Source organism: Arthrobacter sp. 7Tela_A1, from assembly GCF_049311065.1.
Taxonomy (GTDB): Bacteria; Actinomycetota; Actinomycetes; order Actinomycetales; family Micrococcaceae; genus Arthrobacter_B.
In genome coordinates, this window is sequence record NZ_JAXIOO010000019.1 from 14,543 (window position 1) to 36,409 (window position 21,867).

A 21,867-nucleotide genomic window follows, 5' to 3' on the forward strand; every position below is an offset into this window, starting at 1 on the left:
TCACTTTCCGCCAGCACCCATGAGGCCCTGGACAAGTGCGCGGCGCGCGAAGAGGTACACCAGCAGGACGGGAATCATGGAGAGCAGCACGGCGGCGAGGATGCCGGGGACGTTGATGCCGTACTGGGATTGGAAGTTGAACAGGCCCAGGGTGATGACCCGGTTGGAATCGGACGTGGTGAGAATCAACGGCAACAGGAAACCGTTCCATCCCTGGAGTGCCGCGAAGACTGCGATGGTGGATATCCCGGGCTTGGACAGCGGCAGCACCAGCTGCCGGAACGTCCGCCAGGTGCTGGCCCCGTCCACCGCCATGGCCTCATACAGTTCCGGCGTGATGTCCCGCATGGCACCGGTGAGGATCAGGGTGCAGATGGGCAGTGCGAATGCGGCCGTTGGCAGGATGATGCCCAGCAGGGTGTCGTACAGGCCCGCGGTGTTGATCAGGTAGAACATCGGCACAATGACCGCCTGCACCGGGATCGCCAGCCCCAGCAGGAAGAACCGGAAGACCAGGGTGGTGGCCCGGCCCTGGCTGCGGACAATGGCATAGGCCAGGGGCGGAACCACCAGAAGGACGATCGCCACCACGCCGCCGGTCACGATCAGCGTGTTCAGGAAGTACCGGCCGAAGCCGCTCTCGAACACCCCCACATAGTTCTCCAGCGTGAAACTGGTGGGGAAGGAGAACGGGCCGGAGGCACTGAAGTCAGCCCGGTTCTGCACACTGGCAGCGAGCATCACGTACAGCGGGAGCGCCACGATCAGCAGCCAGACGGCGGCGGCGGCGCCTGCAATGTAGTTCGGACGGGTGCGCATCTAGATTCCTTCCATGGTGCTGCGCATCTTGTCGTAGCCGGAGACCTTGACCATGATCAGCGAGATGGCGGTGGCCACGACTACCAGCACCAGTGCCACGGCAGCTCCGATGCCGAAGTCGAACCGGCGGAAGGCCTGTTCAAACATGTAGAAGGCGGTAATGGTGGTGTCCGTGCCGGGCCCGCCGTCGGTCAGGATGAGGACCGTTTCGAAGGTTGTCAGCCCGCCCACCACCATGAGGATCACGGAGGTGATGATGGCATTGCGCAGCTGGGGAACCGTGATGCTGAAGAACGTCCGGGCACGTCCGGCGCCGTCGATCTCTGCTGCCTGGTAGAGCACCTGCGGAATGGCCTTGGCCGCGCCCTGGTAAATGAGCGTGTGGAATGGAGTGAACTGCCACATGCTCACGAAGATGATGACGCCGATAGCTGTGGCCTGGTGGCCAAACAGGTTGCCGTCTCCAAAGAGCCAGCGGGCCTGGGACGGCACACCGAAGTTGGGGTCCAGCAGCGCCCGCCACAGCACCGAAATGGCCGCTGAAGAGAGCAGCAGCGGCACGAAGTAGATGGCGCTGAGAATCGCCCGGTTGCGCTGCGGTCCGGCCGCCCACACACCAAGCAGCATGCTGACCGGTGTCTGCGTTGCCACGCCGAGCACGATGAACAGCAGGCTGAGCCAGAGGCTCTTCATCATCACAGGGTCGCCGGCGAGCTCCTCCCAGTTCTCCAGGCCAACGAACTTGGGTTCGCCGATGCCCCGCCAGCTCATGAAGGAGAGCACCACGACGGCGATCAGGGGAACCACCGCGAAGAGCAGGAAGAACGCCGTCGCAGGCAATGTCCAGAGAAAACCCGGCCGCGGCGTCCGGGACGAACGCCCCGCGCGTGCCGGACGGACCTGTTCGGATCCGTCCGGCCGCGCCGGAGGCTTGGGAGGGAGCAGGGCAGTCATGGGCAGGCGTCCCTACAGTCCCTGCATCGCTTCGATGAAGCCGTCTTCATCGATCCGCCCGCTGAAGAAGTCGGCCATGGTGCCGTGGATCACCGGCGTGGCCGAGGGCGGATAGGCCTGGTCCCAGGAGAGCTGGAAAGCAGGTGCCTGCTCCACGAGTCCGTACTGGAAACGTGCGTACTCAGGATCGGCGGACTGGTCCAGGAATTCCTCGGTGTTGGTAGTAGTGGGCAGGTTGCCAATGGCCACCTGTTCCTGGACAAACTCATCCGAATACATGAGCTTCAGGAAATCGCGGACGGTGTCCGGGTAGCGGGTGTTGGCCAGCACGGAGTAGTAGTTATTCGTGTTGCCCACCAGGTTCTCCGGATCACCCTGGCCGCCTTCAACGGTGGGGAATTCGCCATAGCCCAGGGAGGCCTCGGCGAACTCCGGCGAGTTGGTCTGGTGGGTGGAGTAGGCCCAGGATCCCATCAGTTCGAATCCGGCCTGGCCGCTGGCCAGGAGTGTGGAGGAGCCGTCGTCGGTCCATTTCACCGACTGGAAGTTGGTGCCGAAGGCACCGGTGTCCACCAGTTCACGCAGCATTCCCAGGGCTTCGCGGCTTTCCTCGGTGTCCCAGGCCTCGGGGTCGCCGGCAAGGGCAGCATCGAAGAGTTCCGGACCGGCCACGCGGTCGTAGACGTATTCAACCCACATGAGAATCGGCCACTCGTCGCCGCCGCCCAGGGCAATCGGGGTCACCCCGGAGGCCTTGAGCTTCTCGACGTCTGAGAGCAGCTCATCCCAGGTCTCGGGAACGCCGTCGACACCGGCCTTGGCCAGCACTTCCTCGTTGCTGAAGAGCAGCACCGGCTGGGTTCCGCGCATCGGGATGCCGTACGGAGTGCCGTCCACGACGGCGGTCTCGAACACCGAGGGCAGGAAGGCATCGCGCAGCTGCGGCTCTTCCTCGATGAAGTCATCGAGCGGCATCAGCAGGTCGGCATCCACGTAATCCTGGATGGACCCGCCGCCCCAGTTGAAGAAGATGTCCGGAGCAGAGTCGGTGTCGATGACAGTCTGCAGTTTTTGCTGGTACTCAGCGCCCGGGATCTTGTCGAGCACGACTTTCACGTCCGAAGACTCGTTGAACTGCTCCACCATGGCCTCTTCCACCGTGTTGGCGGCATCGCCGTAGACCAGGACGTGGATTTCATTTTCGGGCCGGTCGCTTCCCGCGGATTCTTCGGAAGACGAACAGGCGGACAGTGACAGGCCCAGCGCCATGGCGCCGGCCGCTGCGGTAGCTGGTTTAAGCCAGCTGCGGTTGTTCCTCATTGAACTGCTCCTCACTGGAAGGCCTCCGGGAAGCTGTTCCGAAAGTTTCGAAACACTTGCCGAAAGTTCTGGAATGCGGCTAGCTTAGGATGCAGGAATGTGATCCGCAACACTTATTCGCTGCGTCTTCACGCCGGGGACCTTTTCGTGTGGAGGAGAAACAGATGGCACAAACGCCTGCAGCAGGGCGCGTCACGCTCGCGGAGCTGGCGGCCGAGGCGGAGGTTTCGCTCTCGACCATCTCGAAAGTCCTCAACGGCCGGGCCGACGTTTCGCGGAAAACCCGAACGAAAGTTGAGGCTCTGCTGGATGGCCACGGCTACCAGCGCCGGGCCGGCCGCAGGTCCAAGTCAGGGCTGCTGGAGCTGGTCTTCCACGAATTGGAGAGTGCCTGGGCGCTGGAAATCATCCGGGGTGTGGAGAACGTGGCCCGTGAACACGGACTGAGCGTGGTGCTTACCGAAAGCGGCACCCGCCACTCGCCTGGGCCTGAGTGGGTGGAGGGTGTCATCGCGCGGCGCCCGGCCGGCGTCGTACTGGTCTTCGCCGACCTGGCACACGAGTCACGCCGCCTGCTTGAATCCCGCGGCATACCGTTCGTGATCATCGACCCTGCGGGGGACCCGGCCCCGGATGTGCCGTCGGTAGGTTCGGCGAACTGGGCCGGGGGCATGATGGCGACCCGGCACCTGATCGACCTGGGGCATCAGCGGATTGCTGCCATTACCGGCCCGGAGGACCTGATGTGCTCCCTCGCCCGGATCGACGGCTACCGATCGGCCCTGAATACGGCCGGGCTTCCGTTTGATCCTGCGCTGGTGCGTTACGGAAACTTCCACGTCGACGGCGGCCGGGACCATGCGCTCGAGCTGCTCGCCCAACCGGACCGGCCCACCGCGGTGTTTGCCGGCAGCGACCTGCAGGCCCTGGGTGTCTTGGACGCGGCCCGGCAGCTGGGCATCAGCATTCCGGAGGAGCTCTCGATAGTTGGCTACGACGACCTGCAGGTAGCCCGCTGGTCCTCGCCCGCCCTCACCACCGTGCATCAGCCGCTGATCGAAATGGCCGAGGAAGCGGCGCGGATGGTGTTGATGCTGCGCGACGGCGAACAGCCCAAGAACACGCGCCTGGACCTCTCGACCTCGCTGGTGATCCGGCAGAGCACCGCCGCGCCTCCGGCCGGCTAGGGCGCGGTACCGCTGGCCTGTGCGGCCGGGTCCCCGGGCTCGGCCCGGTTCGGGGAGCCGCCCAGACGCAGGCCCCTGCGGCGGTAGGCCGGCGTTGTTGCCAGGACCAGGTTGATGGCCACGGCGCAGCCGATGATCACCCCGGCCATCGACAGCGCCGTGCCGCCGAAGACGCCGACCAGCGGACTGATCAGCCCAGCCAGCCCAACCTGCAGGCAGCCCAGCAGTGCAGCTGCCGTTCCGGCCATATTGCCGTAGCCGTCCAGGGCCAGGGAGGTTGCGTTGGAAAAGATGAATCCCAGCATGCCCAGCACCACCCACAGGCTGGCCACCAGCCCGATCACGCCGCCGAAACCGGTGGCAATGACGATCGGCAGGATCACCGCCAGCACCAGCAGTACCGGTGCAGCGATGCGCAGGATGCCCGCGGAGGGGAAGCGGTTCAGCAGTGAGGCGTTCACCTGGGAGGAGATCACCATGGCGACGCCGTTGACCGCGAAGATCAGCGCGAACGTCGCAGGGGAGAGACCGTACTCTTCCTGCATCACGAACGGGGATCCCACCACATAGCTCATGATGATGCCCATCGACAGGCCGGGAATGACGGCGAACGCGAGGAAGCGGCGGTCGCGCAGCAGGATCCGGTACCCGCCGGGTTCACCGGTTCTTGCAGCGCCCTTCATCTTCTTGGGCAGGCGGCGTTCGGGCGGAAGGGTTTCCGGCATCCAGCGCCAGACGATCACCACCAGAATCACGCCAATCAGCGCGAGGGCGTAGAACACTGCCCGCCAGGCCCAGATCCCTGCAACAGCCTGGCCCAGCGTCGGCGCCAGCAAGGGAGCCAGGCCGATCATCAGCATCAGCCGGGACAGCAGCTTCGCCGCAGCGGAGCCGGTGAAGCGGTCGCGGATAACCGCGATGGCCACCACCGATGCTGCTGCGTTGAAGAATCCCTGCAGAATCCGCAGCCCGATCAGGAGCCCGATGCTGGGGGCAATGGCGCAGAGCAGCGACGTCACAATGTGCATCGAGATGCCGATCAGCAGCGGCAGGCGCCGCCCAAACCGGTCCGAGAGCGGTCCGATCACCAGCTGTCCCACAGCCGTTCCCAGCAAGGTACCGGAAAGCGTGAACTGGGCGGCCGTCGTCGTGGTGCCCAGGTCTTCGGCAACGGCGGGCAGTGCCGGCAGGTACATGTCGGTGGTGACTGCCGGCAGGGCAGCCAATGCGCCGAGCATCAGGATGTACTTCAGGCTGCGGGAACGTGATGAGCTGCGTGCGGTGGGGGATTTGGGCACCGGGAAAGGCTCCTAGGGAGGGGTTGTGAGGGGTGCTGGCCATGGTCAGTATAGTCCCGGATGCAGAAGCAGGCCGGGGCGTTGACCGGCACCCGGCAGCTCTTCACACTGGGAAAACACCGCGACACTGGGAAAACACCGCGCACTCCTGAGTCCCCGCCGCACCGAGCCACCGATTCGAGGCGAAACCCATGGAAAAACGGATTCTCGATTACACCGAATGGCAGGACACCGCCGACACCCTCCATCTTTTCCTGCAAATGGCGGGCAAGGTGAAGATCGAGCGCAGCGATAAGCGGCCCGAATGGGGCCACGTGCGCATGCCGCTGACCATCGACGGTATCGGCACCGGGATCATCCCGGGCAACGGCTCCAGCTTCGAGATCTACTTCAACCTCCGCCAGCACCACGTGGACGTGCAGAACACCGACGGCGGCAAAGCCCGGATCCCCATCGATGACGGGCTGAACGTCGCGGACTTCTACTCCCAGCTCATGAGTGCCTTGGATTACATCGGCATGGCCACGGTGATCAACACCACCCCGCAGGAGTTCTATGACCAGACTCCCTTCGAGCAGGACAACAAGCACCACTCCTGGGACCGGGAGGCCATCGCAACCTACCTGGAGAATCTGCACTTCGCCCACCGGAGCCTGTCCCGGTTCCTGGCACCGTTCCGGGGCAAGGTGGACATGCCGGAGTTCTTTTTCGGGACCATGGACCTCAGCGGTTCGGTCTTTGCCGGTCAGGCCGCCCCGTACAGCGGTACGGACATGGTCGGGGTGAACTGCTTCGACGAAAAGTTCGTGGAGTACGGCTTCTGGCCCGGCGACGTCCGGATGTCCCAGCCCGCGTTCTTTGGGATGCCGTATCCCTTCATCTCCGGCATCGAGAGCTACGCGTCCATGCTCAGACCGGACCGCGCAGAATTCCGGACGCAGATGAGCGAGTTCATCCTCACCCTGGAGGATGCCTTGTCCTATCCGGATCCGGAGCAGGCCGTGGTGGACATGTGCCGGAGCAGCTTCGAGATTGTGCAGCGGATGGACCGGTGGGCGGACCTGGACTGGATCACCGAGCCGCTGGCCTATCCAGCCGCATCATCCCAAGGGTAAAAGGCCGGAGGGAGCGGAAATGCCACGGATCGGAGTTTTGCAGGCTGCATCCCGGGTGGGTGCCCAAGAGGAGAACCTCTCCCTGATCCGGCGGTCCGCGGTCCGCGCCGCTGAAGCGGGAGCTGACCTTCTCATCACCCCGGAGCTTTTCGCCACCGGCTATGCGCCGGCACGTGCGGCGGAGTCCGACGGCGCGGGGCTGAGGAAGCAGCTGGCCGCCATCGCGGATGAGGAAGGCATCGGCGTCGTCGCCTCAACTGTGGAGGACGAGGCCGGCACCCGTTTCATCGCCGCCTCGCTCTTTGACGAAACCGGTGCGGAGCTGCTGCGGTACCGGAAGGCACACCTGCTCGGCGAGGAGGAACGCAGAGCCTTCACCCCCGGCGCCGGAGTGCCCCGGGCAGCGCTTTTCCGCGGTCTGCGGGTGGCGCTGGGAATCCGCTATGACATCGAGTTCCCGGAGTACGCCCGCTCCGCGGTCCGGGCTGGCGCTGACCTGCTGTGCATTCCGACGGCGGTGCGCGCCACCGGGGACGTTGGCGGCCCGCAGCCCCTGCATACCTATAATGCGGAACGGATCTCCACCCTGCTGGTGCCGGCCCGCTCACTGGAGAACGGGGTGTACATCGCCTACGCGAACTACGCCCGCCCGGACTTCACCGGTACCAGTGTCATCGCCTCGCCGTACGGAACGCTGCTGGCGGCCGCCGCGCGCGGGGAGGAGCTGCTGCTGACGGACATCCACCCGGATGAGGTCCAGCGGGCGCGGCGGCTGAACACCTATGCCCAGGACATTCGTCCGGAGCTGTACCGCTAGGGTCCCTGGAAAGGGGGCCAGTCCTGAATTAGGGGCACGCAGGGCCATGCTGACATAATGTTGGCAAACCCCCTTGGAAGGCGGCCCTGCTCCATGACACCCCGCAAGCTGTTCACCACCCTGGCTTTCGCCGAGGCGGTGACGTGGACTCTCCTGATCGCGGCCCTGGTGGCCAAGTACGCGTTCGGCAACGAAGCCTTCACGCCGATCGCCGGCGGACTGCACGGCTTCGTCTTCCTGTCCTATGCCGCAGTGACGGTGTTTGTGTGGGTGAACCAGAAGTGGTCCGCTGCCACCGGCGTCCTGGGTGTGGCGCTCGCCGTCGTTCCCTGGGCCACCATCCCGTTCGAGAAGTCGCTGGATAAGCGCGGAATGCTCGACGGCGGCTGGCGCCTGGGCCCGGGTGGCGAGGAGCCCAAGAACTTCGTGGACAAGGTGCAGGCACTGGTGCTGCGCCGGCCCGTGGCCGCAGCCCTGGTGGCAGTGGCCGGCGTCGTGGTTGTCTTCTTGATCCTGCTCTACCTCGGTCCGCCCATTCCCAAGGGCTAAGCCAGCACGAATTCCGGCTCAGCCGTGCCGCACACCGGCCCCGGCCAGCACCGCGCGGTAGCCCTCGCGGTAGGTCGGGTAGGCGAACTCGAAGCCCGTGGCGCGCAGGCGGGCGTTGGAGAGCTTCCTGTTGCCGCCTCGGGTTGAGCTGCGGGGTTCCTGCGGCGCCAGCGGCGTGCCCAGCTCCGCGGCGAGGAAGGCGAGAACTTCACGCTGCTCCACCGGCTCGTCGTCGACCCCCAGATACAGCGGAGCCGGCTCCGGCACCGCGGTGGTCAGGTGCACGATCGCAGCGGCGGCATCATCCCGGTGGATCCGGTTGGTCAGCTGTCCCGGTCCGGGATCCGGCGCGCCGGCACGGACCTGATCGATCAGCCGGGTACGGCCGGGTCCGTAAATCCCCGCCAGCCGCAGCACCACAGCATCCGGGCGGCGGGAGTGCAGCAGGTCCTCGGCATCGCGGATGACGGCGCCGGTCACCGATGCGGGAGCAGCGGGGGACTCCTCGTCCAGCCAACCGCCGCCGGCGTCGCCGTACACCGCCGTCGAGGAGACGAACAGGATCCGCCGCGGACGCACGCCGTCGCGCTCCAGGGCGTCCAGGACGTTTGCCGTGCCGTCCACGTAGGCGGCCCGGTAGGCAGCCTCGGTACGCTCGCGGGCAGCCACCGAAATGACTACGACCTCGGTGTCCGCGGGAACCTGCGGCAGGGTGCCGGTGAGGTCGGCGGCCTGGCCGGCCAGGGGTGCGGGAATCTTCTCGGGCGAACGGCGCCACGCGAGCACGGGAAAGCCGGCCGCGGCAAACCGCAGGCCGGCTTCCGTGCCCAGGTCGCCGCAGCCGGCAATCAGGACAGTCATGGCTTTAGTCTGCCAGCAACTGACCAGGTTAGTCCGGCAGGGAGGCGAGGACCTGGCGGGCCACATCCACGCTGGACTGCGGGTTCTGGCCGGTGACCAGGTTCCCGTCGGTGACGACGAAGCTCTCCCATGCCGGCCCGGAATCCACGACGGCGCCCTTTTCTGCCAGCGCGTCAGCCACCATCCACGGGGTGTTCTCGCCGGTGCCGCCGGTGAGCTCTTCCTCGTTGGTGAAGACGGTCAGGCGGCGGCCGGAAAAGGCGAATCCGGTCTCCGGGGTCTCGGCGCTGAGCAGCGCCGCCGGGCCGTGGCAGAACGGGGCAATGATCATTCCGGCGTCGTTCGCTGCGATGAGGATCCGTCCCATGTCCCAGTCCGTGGCCAGGTCCGCCATCGGGCCGTGCCCGCCCGGGATGACAACGGCGTCGTATTCCAGGGGCACGACGTCGGACAGCGCCATCGGCTTCTCGAGTTCCGGGCGCAGTTCCTCGAGGTAGGACGTGAGGTGTGCGGCCTTCTCTTCGCCCCCGGCCTGGTCGGGCTGCAGGCTGATCTGGTCCACCGTGGGGGCCTTGGCACCGGGAGTGGCGAACGTGATGCGGTGTCCGGCTTCAGCCAGAGTGCGGTGCGCTTCAACCAGTTCCTCGGCCCAGAAGCCGGTGGGGTGTTCAGATCCGTCCTTCATGGTCAGGGAATCGGCGGCGGAGACAACCATCAGGATGTTGTTCATGGGGGGTCCTTCCTTCGGGGGGAGTGTGTCAGGGGCCGGCTCTCCTAGCCGGCTGCGGCGTCGATCTCGGCGAAAGCCGCGTCGTCGAGCACCAGGTCCCTGGCGCCCAGGTTCTCTTCCAGGTGGGCCACCGAGCCGGTGCCGGGAATCGGCATCATGACAGGTGAACGCTTCAGCAGCCAGGCCAGGGCGACCTGGGAAGTGGTGGCGCCGAGCTTCTTGGCGGCAACGTCGAGCACGCCTCCGGGCCTGGCCAGTTCGCCGGCAGAAACCGGGGCCCAGGGGATGAAGCCGATCCCGTTCGCGGTGGCGTATTCAAGGACGTCCTCGGAAGAGCGGTCGGTGAGGTTGTAGCGGTTCTGCACGGTGGAAACCGTGAAGTACTTCTCCGCTGCCTTCAGCTGTTCCACGCTGACCTGGGACAGGCCGAGGGCCTTGACCTTCCCCTCCTGCTGCAGGTCCCGCAGCACGGCGAACTGTTCCTCGGCGTCGACGGTCGGGTCAATGCGGTGCAGCTGGAACAGGTCCAGGGAGTCCACCTTGAGCTTGCGCAGGCTCAGCTCGGCCTGCTGGCGCAGGTACTCCGGGCGGCCCAGTGGAATCCACTCGTCCGGGCCGGTGCGAACGAAGCCAGCCTTGGTAGCGATCCGCACGTCGTCGGGATAGGGGTAGAGCGCCTCGGCAATGATCTCTTCACTGATGTTGGGTCCGTAGGAATCAGCGGTGTCAATGAAATCGACGCCCAGTTCTACGGCGCGGCGCACCACTTCCACAGCGGTTCCGCGGCTCTCCGGCTCGCCCCAGACGCCGGGGCCGACAATGCGCATGGCGCCGAAGCCCAGGCGGTTCACGGTGCCGAGGTCCTTGAGGTCGATGGTCGGGGACAGGTCGGGTTCTACAGTCTGCTCGGTCATATAGGCGGCAACAGCGTGCCCCCAAGGGCTTATTCCTCAGCACCCTGATCTTTCGTCCGCAAACAAGGTACGTTTTGCCCTGTTGCGGCCGGCCAACGGCGTGCATTCTGTAGTTTCCGGAGAAAGCCGAGACGACAGCTATGGAATTGAAGGAGTGTTTGCGATGACGGAAACTACTTCCACCGAGGTGGTGACAGGGCTCTACATTGGGGGTGAGGAACGGGCTGGGGAGGACACGCTTGAGGTGGCTGACCCTGCCCGGCCCGGGATGCCTGCAGGTTATGCGGCCGCGGCAACTGCGCGGGATGTCGCAGACGCCGTGGCAGCGGCGAAGGCAGCCTTCCCGGCCTGGGCTGCGCTGAGCCCGCAGGACCGGGCCGCGCAGATGGCCGATGCGATCGCCGGCATAGCTGACCTGCGGGATGAGGACGCCGCCATCCTCTCGCGTGAAAACGGCAAGATCGTCAGCGAAAGCTGGGTCGATGCGCTCGTCTTCGAGATCCGGTGGCAGCTCGCCCTGGCCCTGGCCGGGGACATCGAGCGTGAGGAGATCCTGGAAACCGCTCCGGGCATTCCGGTGCGGACCAGCGTCACCTATCAGCCGCTGGGAGTGGTGACGGTGATCGTGCCGTTCAACTGGCCCGTGGCCATCCTCGGGGCGTCCCTGCCCCACGCGCTGCTCGCCGGCAACACTGCGATCGTCAAGCCGCCGCCCACCGCTCCGCTGGCCACCACCCGGATTGTGCAGAGGGTAGCCGAGAAGCTGCCGCCCGGGGTGATCAACGTGGTCACCGGCCGGGATGAGGAAATGTCCGGACTGATCCGGAACGACGACGTCGCCAAGGTCTGCTTCACCGGAAGCGTCGGAGGCGGGAAACGAATTATGGAAGCAGCCTCCGGGACGTTGACCCGGGTAACCCTGGAACTGGGCGGCAACGACGCCGCAATCTTCCTGGACGATGCACTGCTCGACGAGACCCGGCTCGACCGCTTGTACGCAGCGGTCTTCGACACCACCGGCCAGATCTGCATGAATGCCAAACGCATCTATGTGCATCGCTCCCGCATGGAGGAACTGGTGGCCGGGCTCGCCAGCCGTCTGGAAAAGGTGGTCATCGGGTACGGGCTCGAGGAGGGAGTCACCATGGGGCCCCTGCATTCTCCGGCCCAGCGCGACTTCGTGCGTGAGCTGATCGACGAGGCCAGGCAGGCAGGCGCCGAGGTCCGTGAGTTCGGACGGCTGCCGGAGGAACCGGAACTCCGGGAGGGCAACTTCCTGAAGCCGGCGCTGGTCCTCAACCCCTCCCCGGACCTGCGAGTGGTAACCCAGGAGCAGTTCGGGCCCGTCATTCCGATCATGGCCTTTGACACCGACGATGAAGCCGTGGCCGCCGCCAACGACAGCTGGGCGGGTCTGTGCGGGTCCGTATGGACCCAGGATACGGGCCGGGCGAACGCCGTTGGCAGCCGCCTGGAGTGCGGTTACGTCTGGGTGAATGACCACGGCGCCACCAGGCTGGACCTGCGTGCCCCGTTCGGCGGCATGAAGCAGTCCGGCATGGGCCGGGAGCAGGGAATCCACGGCGTCCGGGCCTTCCAGGACACCCGTTCCATTGCCCATCTGGATGAAGGGGCACTGTGAGGGGCCACGCAGCATGACGCATGCTTCCCTGCAGGAGGTACTGGACGCCTCCCCGGACGCGGTAGAACATCTGCGCAACGTGCAGGTCGGGGCGTACGTTTACCCGGTAGTGGCCGCCGAGTTCACGAACTGGCGCAATGAAGCCAGGTCCTGGCGGGAATCGGCGGTGCTGTTCGACCAGTCCCACCACATGGACAACCTGTTTATCTCCGGGCCGGGCGCACTGCAGCTGATTTCCGACACGGCCATCAATTCGACGGCGAATTTCCCGGTGGACAAGGCCAAGCAGTACGTCCCGGTGACGCCCCGCGGACACGTGATCGGAGACGGGATTCTGTTCCACGAAGCAGAGGAAGAATATGTCTACGTGGGCCGATCTCCCGCAGCCAACTGGCTGCTCTACAACGCGGAAAAGGGAGGCTACGACGTCGAACTCCGAACCGACCGGCGGTCGCCCCCGCGTCCCATGGGTAAGGCGGTTGCGCGCGAGTGCTGGCGGCTGCAGATCCAGGGCCCGCGGGCCTGGGACGTCATCGAGAAGGTACACGGCGGCCCGCTGGAGCAGCTCAAATTCTTCAACATGTCCTACATGGTTGTGGGCGGAACCCGGGTACGGACCTTGCGCCACGGGATGGCAGGAGCGCCGGGCCTGGAGCTCTGGGGCCCCTACAAGGATTATGACCGGATACGGGAAACCATTCTTGAAGCAGGCGCCGAGTTTGGGTTGGAGGCTGCCGGTTCGCGGGCGTACTCCTGCAATACCTTCGAGTCTGGATGGATTCCCTCTCCGCTGCCGGGGATCTACAGCGGGGAGGAGCTGCGGGATTACCGGTCATGGCTGGGGGCCGACAGCTATGAGGCGAACTCTGCAGTTGCCGGTTCTTATGTGCCGGACTCCGTCGAGGGGTACTACACCACACCCTGGGAACTCGGCTACGGCTCCTTCATCAAGTACGACCACGACTTCATCGGCCGAGAGGCCCTTGAATCGATGGATCCGCAGGCACAGCGCAAGAAGGTCACTCTGGCCTGGGACGGAGATGATGTAGCTGCAATTCACGCTTCCATGTACCAGAAGGAGGAACTTCCCTATAAGTTCTTCGACCTGCCCAATGCCAACTACGGGGCCTCGAACTTCGATTCCGTAGTGGATGCCGCGGGAAACGTGGTGGGCGTGTCCATGTTCACGGGGTACTCGTGGAATGAGAAACGGCCGCTCTCACTGGCGGTAGTCAGCCCCGAGGTTGAGCTTGGCAGCCAACTCAAGGTGGTCTGGGGGGAGCCGGACGGCGGCACCCTCAAATCCTCGGTTGAACCGCACCGGCAGTATGAGGTCAGCGTGGACGTGAGCCCAGTGCCGTTCTCGGAGGTTGTCCGCAGGGAATACACGGAGGGTGGATGGCGGAAAGCCGGAGTCTAGCCGGCCCCACGTACCGGCCTGATAAAGCGGACTAAACCTGTCCGCTAGTCAGTTGGACCCGGCAAGGGCAGGGCGTACGCTCGCCGCCATGGACTGGAAAATAGAACTCGTTCCCGTGCCGGTGTCCGACGTCGACGCCGCCAAGAACTTCTACGTGAACCAGGTGGGTTTCGCGGACGACTTCGACCAGCAGGTCAATGACAACCTGAGGTTCGTCCAGCTGACCCCGCCCGGTTCCGCCTGTTCGGTGGTGATCGGCGAGGGGACCACGGACATGGTCCCCGGCAGCCAACGGATCCAGATCGTGGTCCCCAGTGCTGCGGACGCGCGGCAGCATCTGGTGGACCACGGCGTGGAGACCAGCGAGATTACGCCGCTGGACTGGGGTACCTTCGTGTACTTCAGCGACCCGGACGGCAACCAGTGGTCGCTGCAGGAGCTGCCCGCCGTGAGCGGGACCTAGGACGAACCTCCGGCGCTGCCGGTCAGCGGGTCGCTTCCGCCAGGTACTCCAGGATGTGGCGGTACGTCTGGCCGGTCGCCTTGCTCATACCGATCTCGCACGTGCGGTTCACCGAGGCGTAGCCGTCAAAGGTCCGCGAGTTGATTTCCTCCGCCTGCTTTTGCGTGGCGGAGGCCGTCAGCTCGGGATGCAGCAGGCCGCGGTCGCCTGCGAAGGCACAGCAGCCCCAGCTCGGCGGAACGAACACTTCGGCGCTCACGGCCGTTGCGATTTCGGTCAGGGCATCGTTGGCGCCCAGCTGGGTGGAAGAGCAGGTGGGGTGCAGCGCCAGTGACCCCAGCTTCCGGGTCGCCTCCAGGCGGGGGAGCACGGCGTCACGGACGAAGTCCACCGAATCGACAAACCGCAGGCCGGGATAGACCGGGCTTTCTCCGGCCAGGCGCTTCATGGTGTCCAGCCCCTCGGTGCAGGACGCGGCGTCGCACACCACCGGCAGTTCTCCGCCGTTGGTGGCCACCCACAGGTTGGCGAGCACCTTCTCGGTCATGTCCTGGTAGCCGGAGGTAAAGCCTTTGGACTTCCAGGGCGTGCCGCAGCACAGGTTTTCGATGCCCTTGGGGATGCGGACGCCCACGCCGGCCCGGCCGCAGAGCTCCATGAACGCGGGCGCGGATCCTTCGCCGCCGCCTGCCGGACCAAACATAGTGCCGATGCAGGCAGGGAAGAAGACGGCTACCGGATCCGCATCTTCATGCGGGGCGCGGCGGGTTCCGCCGCCCGGCAGCACGGTGTCATAGGACTGGATGTTGTCCGCACCCAGGAGGGCACGGCCGACGGCGGTGGCCAGCTTGGGCAGCGGCGAGGGGACGGCCTTGGCGAAGGTCAGGGCCTTTCCGCCCACGGACGTCATGGCCCCCCAGCGCCCGGCGGCAGCCTTCCAGCCGGCGTCGGCCACGGGGTTGGTGTTTTCCGCGCGCAGCCGGCGGACCAGGTCACCGGTATTGATCAGCACCGGGCAGGCCGTGCCGCACATGCCGTCCACCGCGCAGGTCTGCACGGCGTCGTAGTCATAGTCCGCACGGAGGGTTGCCGCCAGGACGGAGTCTCCGCGGGCCTCGGCGTCGGCGATCTCGCGGCGCAGCACGATCCGCTGCCGCGGCGTGGTGGTCAGGTCCTTGCTGGGGCATACCGGTTCGCAGTACCCGCATTCGACGCAGCGGTCCACTTCGGGTTCAACCGTGGGGGCGATCTTCAGGTTCTCCACGTAGGAGCGCGGATCCTCGTTGATCAGGACTCCGGGGTTGAGCAGGTTGGGCGGGTCGATGAGCCGCTTAACCTCACACATGATCTCGTAGAGTTCGTCGCCGTACTGCCGGCGGACGTAGGGTGCCATGATCCGGCCGGTGCCGTGTTCGGCTTTCAGGGATCCGCCTTCACCCAGCACCAGGTCCACCATTTCCTCGGTGAACGCCTCGTAACGGGCCAGCTCGGCCGGGTCGCTGAAGTTCTCGTTCAGCATGAAGTGGATGTTGCCGTCCTTGGCGTGCCCAAAGATGACCGAATCCTTGTAATGGTGGTCCGAGAAGAGGACGTGCAGCTCGGCGCAGGTCCGCGCCAGCGACGGCACCGGAACAACGATGTCCTCCAGCAGGGCATTGGTCCCGGACGGCCGGGCCCCGGCAACAGTCGTGTAGAGGCCCTTGCGCAGGTGCCACATTCCGGCCCGGTCGCGGGCGTTGGTGGTCATGGCGAACGGTGCGGCAAGGCGCAGTGACTCGAAGAGCGGACGCGATGCCTCACGCTTGGCTTCGAGCTCTTCGACGCTGGCCGCCTGATGCTCCACCAGCAGTGCCGCATGGTCCTGGACAACCAGGCCCCGCAGTTCGGCCGGAGCGTCGGCCGCGACCTGGGCGACACGCAGGGACGTGGCGTCCATCAGTTCCACCGTGGCCAGCCCGGTGGCGGTGAGTTCGGGCAGGGCGGTGGCAGCGGCGTCGAGCGATTCGAAGAACATCAGGCCCGTGGCAACCTTCGGCAGCGCCGGAATGGTACGGAACGTCGCCTGGGCGACGAAGCCCAGGGTGCCTTCGCTGCCGATCATGAGGTGCGCGAGGATGTCCGCGGGGTTCTCGTAGTCCAGGAAGGAGTTCAACCCGTAGCCCATGGTGTTCTTCATCGAGAACAGGCGGGTGATGGTCGCGACAGAATCCGGGTTCGCCACGATGCGTCCGCGCAGCCGCAGCAGGCCTTCGAACAGTTCCGGTTCCAAGGCACGGAGCTTCTCGTCTGCGTCCGGAGCCCCGGTGTCCAGAACGGTACCGCTGGCCAGGACCAGGACCATGGATTCCAGGGTCCGGTAGGTGTTGAACTCGGTTCCGCAGGCCATGCCGGAAGAGTTGTTGGCCACCACGCCGCCGATGGTGCAGGCGATCTCACTCGCCGGATCCGGTCCCAGCTTGCGGCCGTGGGCAGCGAGGCGGGAGTTGACGGCACGTACCGTAGCGCCGGGCGCCACGCGGACGCGGGCACCGCCGTCGAGCACTTCGATGTCCCGGAAATGGTGCCGTGTGTCAATCAGGAGGCTGTCGCTGACCCCCTGGCCGGAGAGGGAGGTGCCGCCGGACCGGAAGGTCGCCGGGATGCCCAGTTCGCGGCTGCGGCGCATCAGCTGGGCCACTTCGGCGGTGGTTGACGGTGTGGCCACGGCCTCCGGGATCAGCAGGTAGTGCGAGGCATCGTGCGCCATTTTACGGCGGTCGATTTCCCGGATGCTGATACCGGTGGTGCCCAGGGCACTGATTGCGGTTGCGGCTGACTCTGCTGTGACTGACATACGATCCTGATCCAAGACATCGGCGGGTAATTGTCTCCCGAACTAAATCTAGGCCCGCGAGACGCCTTCGGCGAAATGGTCAGGCCACACCGGGCGGTGCAGCCTCGAGATAGTGCAGAACGGCCAGGACCCGCCGGTGGTCCGCAGTTGCGGGAAGCAGGTCCAGCTTGCCGAATATCGACGTGATGTGCTTCTCCACCGCGCCGGCGGAGAGGAACAGTTCAGCACAGATCCCGGCGTTTGTCCGTCCCTGGGCCATTAGCTCCAGCACTTCCTGTTCCCGGAGTGTCAGTGATGCGAGTCCGGCGGGTTTCCGGGCCCCCATCAGAGCGCGGACCACCTCGGGGTCCAGCACGGTTTCACCGGCACGGATGCGTTCCAGGGCCTGGAGGAAAGCGCCGACGTCGGCCACCCGGTCCTTGAGGAGGTAACCGGTGCCGCTGGGCTGGCCGGCGAAAAGCTGCGTGGCATAGCGGGTCTCCACGTACTGGGAAAGCAGCAGGACGCCGACCTCCGGGCGGGTTTCGCGGAGCAGCAGCGCAGCGCGGATCCCTTCGCTGGTGTGGGTGGGCGGCATCCGGTTGTCCAGGATCACGACGTCCGGATCCGCGGTTTCCAGTGCTGTGAACAATTCCTCGGCGGTGCCGGCGGCAGCGAGGACCTGGTGGCCCCGCCCGCTGAGCAGTTCCACCAGGCCTTCGCGCAGCAGCGCGGAATCCTCGGCTATCGCAATCTTCATGCCTGAAGCTTGCACCATGGTTCCGCGCTCGGGAACCGTCCCGGGGGACGTTGCCGGGGGAGCCGTCACGAGAGCGGCAGCCGGACGGTGGCGGTGGTGGGTCCGCCCAGCGGCGACGAGACGGCCAGGACGCCGTCGACGGTCCGCACCCGTTCTGCGAGTCCGGCCAAGCCGGTGCCCGCTGCGGGATTGGCGCCGCCGACCCCGTCATCCACGACCTCCAGGAGGAGGTGGTTGTCCTCGCCGGCCACGCAGATGCGCAGCTGTGTCCCGCGTGAATGCTTCACGGCGTTGGTCACCAGTTCCGCGGCACAGTAGTAGGCGATCGCTTCAACCGCCGGGGCCGGGCGGACCTGCAGCCGGTAGGTGAGTTCCACGGGCAAGGGTGCTGTGGCAGCCAGGGATTCCAGTGCTGCGTCGAGTCCGTCGCTCAGGACCGGCGGCCGGATGCCGCGGGCGATTCCGCGCAGGTCCGCGAGGGCGTCCTTGGCCGTACCGTGGGCGCTGTCCAGGAGGTGCTGCAGGTCTTCGTTCGTCTCCTCGGCGGACAGCCGGTCCCGGGCATCGCCGAGTTTCATGGCGATCGCGACCAGCTGCGCCTGGGTACCGTCATGGAGGTCGCGCTCGATCTGGGCCAGCCGCGCATCGGCGGTGTTGACCGAGCTGCTCCGGCTGGCTTCCAAATCCTGCACCCGGCGCTGGGCTGCCGTGGGGCCGAGCAGGGCAGCTGAGAGGACTGCCTGCAGCCGGGCGGAACCGTTGTTGACGGCGGGCCAGAGGATAAAGGTCAGAAGGACGCCGGCCGCTGCGTAGGCAGCCTGCCACCAGAATCCATCCAGGAATACGTCGGGGGCGATCATGGTGCCGCGGTGCCAGGTACCGTCCGAGGCCTGCATGGGCGGAAGCCACTGGGACCAGTACCAGTGGGTCATGCAGCCCAGACCCGTGACGAGGAAGGTGATGCTGAGTATTGCTGCGGTGGTGGCGGTCACGAAGCTGACCGCCATATGCGCGATCGCCCTCCACCCGGCGGTGTCAGCAAGGCCGGACCGCAGATAGCCGAAGAACCCCGGTCGGGGAGTGAACGGCGGCGGGGCCTCGATGTTCCGGTGCAGCAGGGCTGAGGTGAGGGACCGGTTGACCGTTCCCCAGTACCTCGCTGCGACGACCATCGCCGCCGGAACGATCAGCCCCACGACCGTGACAAGCAGGGTGGACCCCAGCACCACGGTGCTCACCGCGTAGGCCAGCGCCAGGGGTGCCAGCAGGAGGGTAACGGCGTGGTAGCCGAACGCCCGCCAGGTGGTGCTGCGGAAAAACGCCGGCCGGCGGATCGGGGCCGGGTCCGCTGAAGCTGCCAGCGGCTGCGCTGCGGCGCCGGGTTCGGGGAGATAGGTGTTGGTCATGGCTCCAGCTTGCTACGTCGAAACGTGCGTAGCCATGGGGATTTCCCCCGGTTTTTCGGGGAGGGTCCCCCTGGAGCCGTGAAGGGCGGTCCTCGGGTTACCCGAGGCTCTGGTCCTGGGACTCCGCCGGCGGGATTTGAGCGTAGAACCACGTGATGTGCTCACGCAGCCTGTCGGCGGCCAGCGCGCCATCGCGGTCTGCGACGGCGTCGAAAATACCGTGGTGCTGTTGCCGCAGGGCTGTGAGGATGCGCGGCCAGTCGTCGAAGTTGTCCATGGCTTCCTTCACGTAGCCGCGGATGGCTCCGCTGAGCGAGTCCATCATGGTCTCGATGACTGAGTTGCCGGCCAGTGAGCTGAGCTCAACATGGAACCGGGCATCCAGGGTGTGGAAGGTGTCCCGGTCCAGGTCCGGGCGGTCCATGGCCTCCAGCAGGGAACCGGCCCGTGCCAGTGCTTCCTGTTTTTCCGCAGTATCCGGGGAAGTGGCGGCGGCCTGGGCGGCCCACGTTTCCAGCAGCACCCGGGTTTCCACAATGTCCGCGACCGAAAGCCGGCTGCTGGCCATGTGCAGGCGCAGTGCCGACGAAAGCCCGGCGGAGGGCTCGGAGACGATGATGGCGCCTGACTTCGGGCCCGACCCGGAGGAGCTGCGCAGCACGCCCATGGCATCCAGGATCCGGATGCCTTCCCGGACGGAGGCCCGGGAGATGCCGTAGGTCTCTGCGAGGGTGCGTTCCCCCGGAAGCTGGTCGCCGAGCTTGATGGCACCCGAGCGCAGGTCCGCTTCGATGTTCTCCAGCAGCAGGTCGTAGCTGCGGCGGGGCGGCAGGGGGCTGGATTCCGTAAGAGTCACGTCAATATCCTTACATGTCCGCAGGCCCGGATCGGGGTGCCTGCGCAAAGGGCGCGGCGGGAGGTGTCCTGCGTTTTAACGCGCTGGGAGGCGTGCCTGCAGCGGCACGCCTCCCAGGGCATTCGAGCAGGACCGGTTCCCTACGGCAGCATCCAGCCGAGCACCGGCGTGGACTGCAGGAAGACCAGGGTGCAGAGCACCAGCAGCAGTGCAACGCTCCAGCCGATCACCTTGCGCAGCAGCACCGATTCCTGGCCGTCCAGCTTCACGGCCGTCACGGCGATGGCCAGGTTCTGCGGGCTGATCAGCTTGCCGACCACGCCGCCGGTGGTGTTGGCGGCCACCAGGAGGTTCGGATCGATGCCGGCTTCCAGGCCGGCGGTCTGCTGCAGGCGGGCGAACAGCGCGTTGGCGGAGGTGTCCGAACCCGTCACGGCGGTGCCTACCCAGCCCAGTACGGGGGAGAGGAACGCAAAGAATGCGCCGGTGCCGGCCAGCCAGGTGCCGATCGAGACAGTCTGCCCGGAGAAGTTCATGACGTAGGCCAGGGACAGGACCGAAAGGATGGTCAGTCCGGCCCAGCGCATGTTCCAGACGGTCCGGCCGATTTCCGCCACGCCGTTGCCTACGGTCATCCGGTAGCGGCCGCCGTCGTCGTACTTGGAGTAGACGAAGGAGACGATCAGGCCGGTGATGAGCAGCAGCGTGCCCGGGGTGGACAGCCAGTTGAACGTGTAGATGGTCGAAGACACGGGTTCGCCGGCTGCATCAACCAGCCGCTCGTGCAGGACCGGCCACGGGACCTTGATGTCCGTGGAGGCCAGGAATGCGGGGATGTCCACACCGATCTTCCACAGCTTGGCGATGCCGAAGATGAAGATCACCAGGAAGTACGGGAACAGTGCCAGCCAGGTGCGGGACACCGTCAGCGAGTTTTCGTCGCGGACGGCAACGGAACCGCCGGCCGAGCCGGGCTTCTGGCTGCCGGCGGCGGCCATTTCCGAAAGACCCATGCGCACACGCGCACCTTCGATGCCGCGCGGCTGCCAGAAACGCAGGAAGACGACGGCCGCACCCAGGCCGGCAAGCGCGGCCACGATGTCGGTGAGTTCGTAGGAGAAGAACGTGGAGCACAGCACCTGCGCGCCGGAGAAGGCGACTCCGGTGACGAGGGCCGCCGGCCAGGTTTCCTTCACGCCGCGGAAGCCGTCCAGGATGAAGATGAGGATCAGCGGAACGATGACGGCCAGGAGCGGAGCCTGGCGGCCGACGACGGCGCCCAGGTGGTCCGCGTCGAGTCCGGTGAGATTGGCGGCCGTGGTGATCGGGATGGCCATGGCGCCGAAGGCAACCGGGGCAGTGTTGGCCACCAGGACAGCTGCTGCGGCCTTCATTGGCTTCAGGCCAAGTGCCACGAGCATGGTTGCGGTGATGGCCACTGGGGCGCCGAAACCGGCCAGGGCCTCGAGGAGTCCGCCGAAGCAGAACGCCACCAGGATCGCCTGGATGCGGACGTCGCCGCCGCCGATGGCGTCAAAAACCCTGCGCAGGTCCTCAAACCGTCCGCTGACAACAGTGATCTGGTACAGCCAGATGGCCATGATGACGATCCAGACCACCGGGAACGCGCCGAAGACGGCGCCCTGTGTCGCGGAGAGCAGGGCCAGTCCGGCGGGCATCTTGAACGCCCAAATGGCGACGGCGATGGCCACGAGGAGCGAGATGCCGCCGGCAAAGTGCGCCTTGACTTTCAGGAACGCGAGAAGGACGAAGAAGGTGAGCAGGGGAATAAGCGCCACGATGGCGGAAACGGCAACGCTGCCGAATACCGGATCAGTGGTGGCGGTGAAGTGATCCACAGGGGACCTCCGGGCTGGACGAAATGGGGGACGGGGTGGTCAGACCACTATGGTCAGACCAAGGAATACTACCCCATTTTCCGTC

Annotated in this window: 19 protein-coding genes; 7 read left to right on the plus strand and 12 right to left on the minus strand. The window is 65.9% G+C overall.

Features of this window, described 5'->3' with window-relative positions:
* The 3 genes from TVB01_RS09665 to TVB01_RS09675 are packed head-to-tail and all read right to left on the minus strand — an operon-like array spanning nucleotide 1 to nucleotide 3,093.
* Nucleotides 1-819: a carbohydrate ABC transporter permease gene (locus TVB01_RS09665; RefSeq protein ID WP_422455681.1), complete on the minus strand. Its 819-nt coding sequence runs from the start codon at nucleotides 817-819 to the stop codon at nucleotides 1-3.
* On the minus strand, nucleotides 820-1,773 hold the full coding sequence (locus tag TVB01_RS09670; protein WP_422455682.1) for a carbohydrate ABC transporter permease: 954 nt from the start codon (nucleotides 1,771-1,773) through the stop codon (nucleotides 820-822).
* 12 nt (nucleotides 1,774-1,785) lie between these two features.
* Entirely contained in the window at nucleotides 1,786-3,093 is a 1,308-nt protein-coding gene (locus tag TVB01_RS09675) for an ABC transporter substrate-binding protein (RefSeq protein WP_422455683.1), read from the minus strand.
* A gap of 164 nt (nucleotides 3,094-3,257) precedes the next feature.
* Here TVB01_RS09675 and TVB01_RS09680 point away from each other — a divergent pair, with 164 nt between their 5' ends.
* Nucleotides 3,258-4,280: a LacI family DNA-binding transcriptional regulator gene (locus TVB01_RS09680; RefSeq protein ID WP_422455684.1), complete on the plus strand. Its 1,023-nt coding sequence runs from the start codon at nucleotides 3,258-3,260 to the stop codon at nucleotides 4,278-4,280.
* Here the strand turns inward: TVB01_RS09680 and TVB01_RS09685 are convergent.
* Nucleotides 4,277-5,578 carry a multidrug effflux MFS transporter gene (locus tag TVB01_RS09685; RefSeq protein WP_422455685.1) on the minus strand — a complete coding sequence of 434 codons (1,302 nt, stop codon included), beginning with the start codon at nucleotides 5,576-5,578 and terminating at the stop codon, nucleotides 4,277-4,279. The two genes, TVB01_RS09680 and TVB01_RS09685, sit on opposite strands and share 4 nt — an antisense overlap.
* 191 nt (nucleotides 5,579-5,769) lie before the next feature.
* Between TVB01_RS09685 and TVB01_RS09690 the strand changes: the two genes are divergently transcribed.
* The 3 genes from TVB01_RS09690 to TVB01_RS09700 all read left to right on the plus strand — a co-directional run bounded on the left by TVB01_RS09690 (nucleotide 5,770) and on the right by TVB01_RS09700 (nucleotide 8,059).
* Nucleotides 5,770-6,693: a DUF5996 family protein gene (locus tag TVB01_RS09690; protein WP_422455686.1), complete on the plus strand. Its 924-nt coding sequence runs from the start codon at nucleotides 5,770-5,772 to the stop codon at nucleotides 6,691-6,693.
* Between the two features lie 19 nt (nucleotides 6,694-6,712).
* On the plus strand, nucleotides 6,713-7,510 hold the full coding sequence (locus TVB01_RS09695) for a nitrilase-related carbon-nitrogen hydrolase (protein WP_422455687.1): 798 nt from the start codon (nucleotides 6,713-6,715) through the stop codon (nucleotides 7,508-7,510).
* Nucleotides 7,511-7,603: 93 nt separating this feature from the next.
* Complete coding sequence (locus tag TVB01_RS09700) at nucleotides 7,604-8,059, plus strand: DUF3817 domain-containing protein (RefSeq protein ID WP_422455688.1); 456 nt, start codon at nucleotides 7,604-7,606, stop codon at nucleotides 8,057-8,059.
* 18 nt (nucleotides 8,060-8,077) lie between these two features.
* Here TVB01_RS09700 and TVB01_RS09705 read toward each other — a convergent pair whose 3' ends face one another.
* From TVB01_RS09705 to TVB01_RS09715, 3 genes are read right to left on the minus strand one after another with little or no spacing between them, the layout of a single operon-like run.
* On the minus strand, nucleotides 8,078-8,920 hold the full coding sequence (locus TVB01_RS09705; protein WP_422455689.1) for an SDR family oxidoreductase: 843 nt from the start codon (nucleotides 8,918-8,920) through the stop codon (nucleotides 8,078-8,080).
* A gap of 28 nt (nucleotides 8,921-8,948) precedes the next feature.
* Complete coding sequence (locus tag TVB01_RS09710; RefSeq protein WP_422455690.1) at nucleotides 8,949-9,650, minus strand: type 1 glutamine amidotransferase domain-containing protein; 702 nt, start codon at nucleotides 9,648-9,650, stop codon at nucleotides 8,949-8,951.
* A 44-nt stretch (nucleotides 9,651-9,694) separates the two neighbouring features.
* Nucleotides 9,695-10,564 (minus strand): aldo/keto reductase, encoded by an 870-nt coding sequence (locus TVB01_RS09715; RefSeq protein WP_422455691.1) that lies wholly within the window; start codon nucleotides 10,562-10,564, stop codon nucleotides 9,695-9,697.
* A gap of 163 nt (nucleotides 10,565-10,727) precedes the next feature.
* Here TVB01_RS09715 and TVB01_RS09720 point away from each other — a divergent pair, with 163 nt between their 5' ends.
* The 3 genes from TVB01_RS09720 to TVB01_RS09730 all read left to right on the plus strand — a co-directional run bounded on the left by TVB01_RS09720 (nucleotide 10,728) and on the right by TVB01_RS09730 (nucleotide 14,089).
* Nucleotides 10,728-12,206 carry an aldehyde dehydrogenase family protein gene (locus tag TVB01_RS09720; protein WP_422455692.1) on the plus strand — a complete coding sequence of 493 codons (1,479 nt, stop codon included), beginning with the start codon at nucleotides 10,728-10,730 and terminating at the stop codon, nucleotides 12,204-12,206.
* A gap of 13 nt (nucleotides 12,207-12,219) precedes the next feature.
* A complete protein-coding gene (gene ligM, locus TVB01_RS09725) occupies nucleotides 12,220-13,626 on the plus strand; it encodes a vanillate/3-O-methylgallate O-demethylase (protein WP_422455693.1) in 1,407 nt (468 codons plus the stop codon).
* Between the two features lie 88 nt (nucleotides 13,627-13,714).
* Entirely contained in the window at nucleotides 13,715-14,089 is a 375-nt protein-coding gene (locus TVB01_RS09730; RefSeq protein ID WP_422455694.1) for a VOC family protein, read from the plus strand.
* Between the two features lie 22 nt (nucleotides 14,090-14,111).
* Here TVB01_RS09730 and TVB01_RS09735 read toward each other — a convergent pair whose 3' ends face one another.
* The 5 genes from TVB01_RS09735 to TVB01_RS09755 form a co-directional block, all read right to left on the minus strand.
* Nucleotides 14,112-16,922, minus strand: coding sequence for an FAD-binding and (Fe-S)-binding domain-containing protein (locus TVB01_RS09735; RefSeq protein WP_422455695.1), 2,811 nt, complete (start codon nucleotides 16,920-16,922; stop codon nucleotides 14,112-14,114).
* Nucleotides 16,923-17,001: 79 nt separating this feature from the next.
* Entirely contained in the window at nucleotides 17,002-17,661 is a 660-nt protein-coding gene (locus TVB01_RS09740) for a response regulator transcription factor (protein ID WP_422455696.1), read from the minus strand.
* A 65-nt stretch (nucleotides 17,662-17,726) separates the two neighbouring features.
* The gene (locus tag TVB01_RS09745) at nucleotides 17,727-19,067 is read right to left on the minus strand and encodes a sensor histidine kinase (protein WP_422455697.1); all 1,341 of its coding nucleotides are present in this window, start codon (nucleotides 19,065-19,067) and stop codon (nucleotides 17,727-17,729) included.
* Between the two features lie 97 nt (nucleotides 19,068-19,164).
* On the minus strand, nucleotides 19,165-19,923 hold the full coding sequence (locus tag TVB01_RS09750; RefSeq protein WP_422455698.1) for a FadR/GntR family transcriptional regulator: 759 nt from the start codon (nucleotides 19,921-19,923) through the stop codon (nucleotides 19,165-19,167).
* Nucleotides 19,924-20,063: 140 nt separating this feature from the next.
* Entirely contained in the window at nucleotides 20,064-21,782 is a 1,719-nt protein-coding gene (locus tag TVB01_RS09755) for an L-lactate permease (RefSeq protein ID WP_422455699.1), read from the minus strand.
* Nucleotides 21,783-21,867 lie beyond the last annotated feature (85 nt).

Coding starts and splice junctions, on each gene's coding strand:
- TVB01_RS09715 (WP_422455691.1), bottom strand. CDS start 10,564: ATGACCGAGCAGACTGTAGAACCCGACCTGTCCCCGACCATCGACCTC.
- ligM (WP_422455693.1), top strand. CDS start 12,220: ATGACGCATGCTTCCCTGCAGGAGGTACTGGACGCCTCCCCGGACGCG.
- TVB01_RS09730 (WP_422455694.1), top strand. CDS start 13,715: ATGGACTGGAAAATAGAACTCGTTCCCGTGCCGGTGTCCGACGTCGAC.
- TVB01_RS09720 (WP_422455692.1), top strand. CDS start 10,728: ATGACGGAAACTACTTCCACCGAGGTGGTGACAGGGCTCTACATTGGG.
- TVB01_RS09665 (WP_422455681.1), bottom strand. CDS start 819: ATGCGCACCCGTCCGAACTACATTGCAGGCGCCGCCGCCGCCGTCTGG.
- TVB01_RS09700 (WP_422455688.1), top strand. CDS start 7,604: ATGACACCCCGCAAGCTGTTCACCACCCTGGCTTTCGCCGAGGCGGTG.
- TVB01_RS09695 (WP_422455687.1), top strand. CDS start 6,713: ATGCCACGGATCGGAGTTTTGCAGGCTGCATCCCGGGTGGGTGCCCAA.
- TVB01_RS09670 (WP_422455682.1), bottom strand. CDS start 1,773: ATGACTGCCCTGCTCCCTCCCAAGCCTCCGGCGCGGCCGGACGGATCC.
- TVB01_RS09745 (WP_422455697.1), bottom strand. CDS start 19,067: ATGACCAACACCTATCTCCCCGAACCCGGCGCCGCAGCGCAGCCGCTG.
- TVB01_RS09735 (WP_422455695.1), bottom strand. CDS start 16,922: ATGTCAGTCACAGCAGAGTCAGCCGCAACCGCAATCAGTGCCCTGGGC.
- TVB01_RS09675 (WP_422455683.1), bottom strand. CDS start 3,093: ATGAGGAACAACCGCAGCTGGCTTAAACCAGCTACCGCAGCGGCCGGC.
- TVB01_RS09690 (WP_422455686.1), top strand. CDS start 5,770: ATGGAAAAACGGATTCTCGATTACACCGAATGGCAGGACACCGCCGAC.
- TVB01_RS09680 (WP_422455684.1), top strand. CDS start 3,258: ATGGCACAAACGCCTGCAGCAGGGCGCGTCACGCTCGCGGAGCTGGCG.
- TVB01_RS09740 (WP_422455696.1), bottom strand. CDS start 17,661: ATGAAGATTGCGATAGCCGAGGATTCCGCGCTGCTGCGCGAAGGCCTG.
- TVB01_RS09710 (WP_422455690.1), bottom strand. CDS start 9,650: ATGAACAACATCCTGATGGTTGTCTCCGCCGCCGATTCCCTGACCATG.
- TVB01_RS09705 (WP_422455689.1), bottom strand. CDS start 8,920: ATGACTGTCCTGATTGCCGGCTGCGGCGACCTGGGCACGGAAGCCGGC.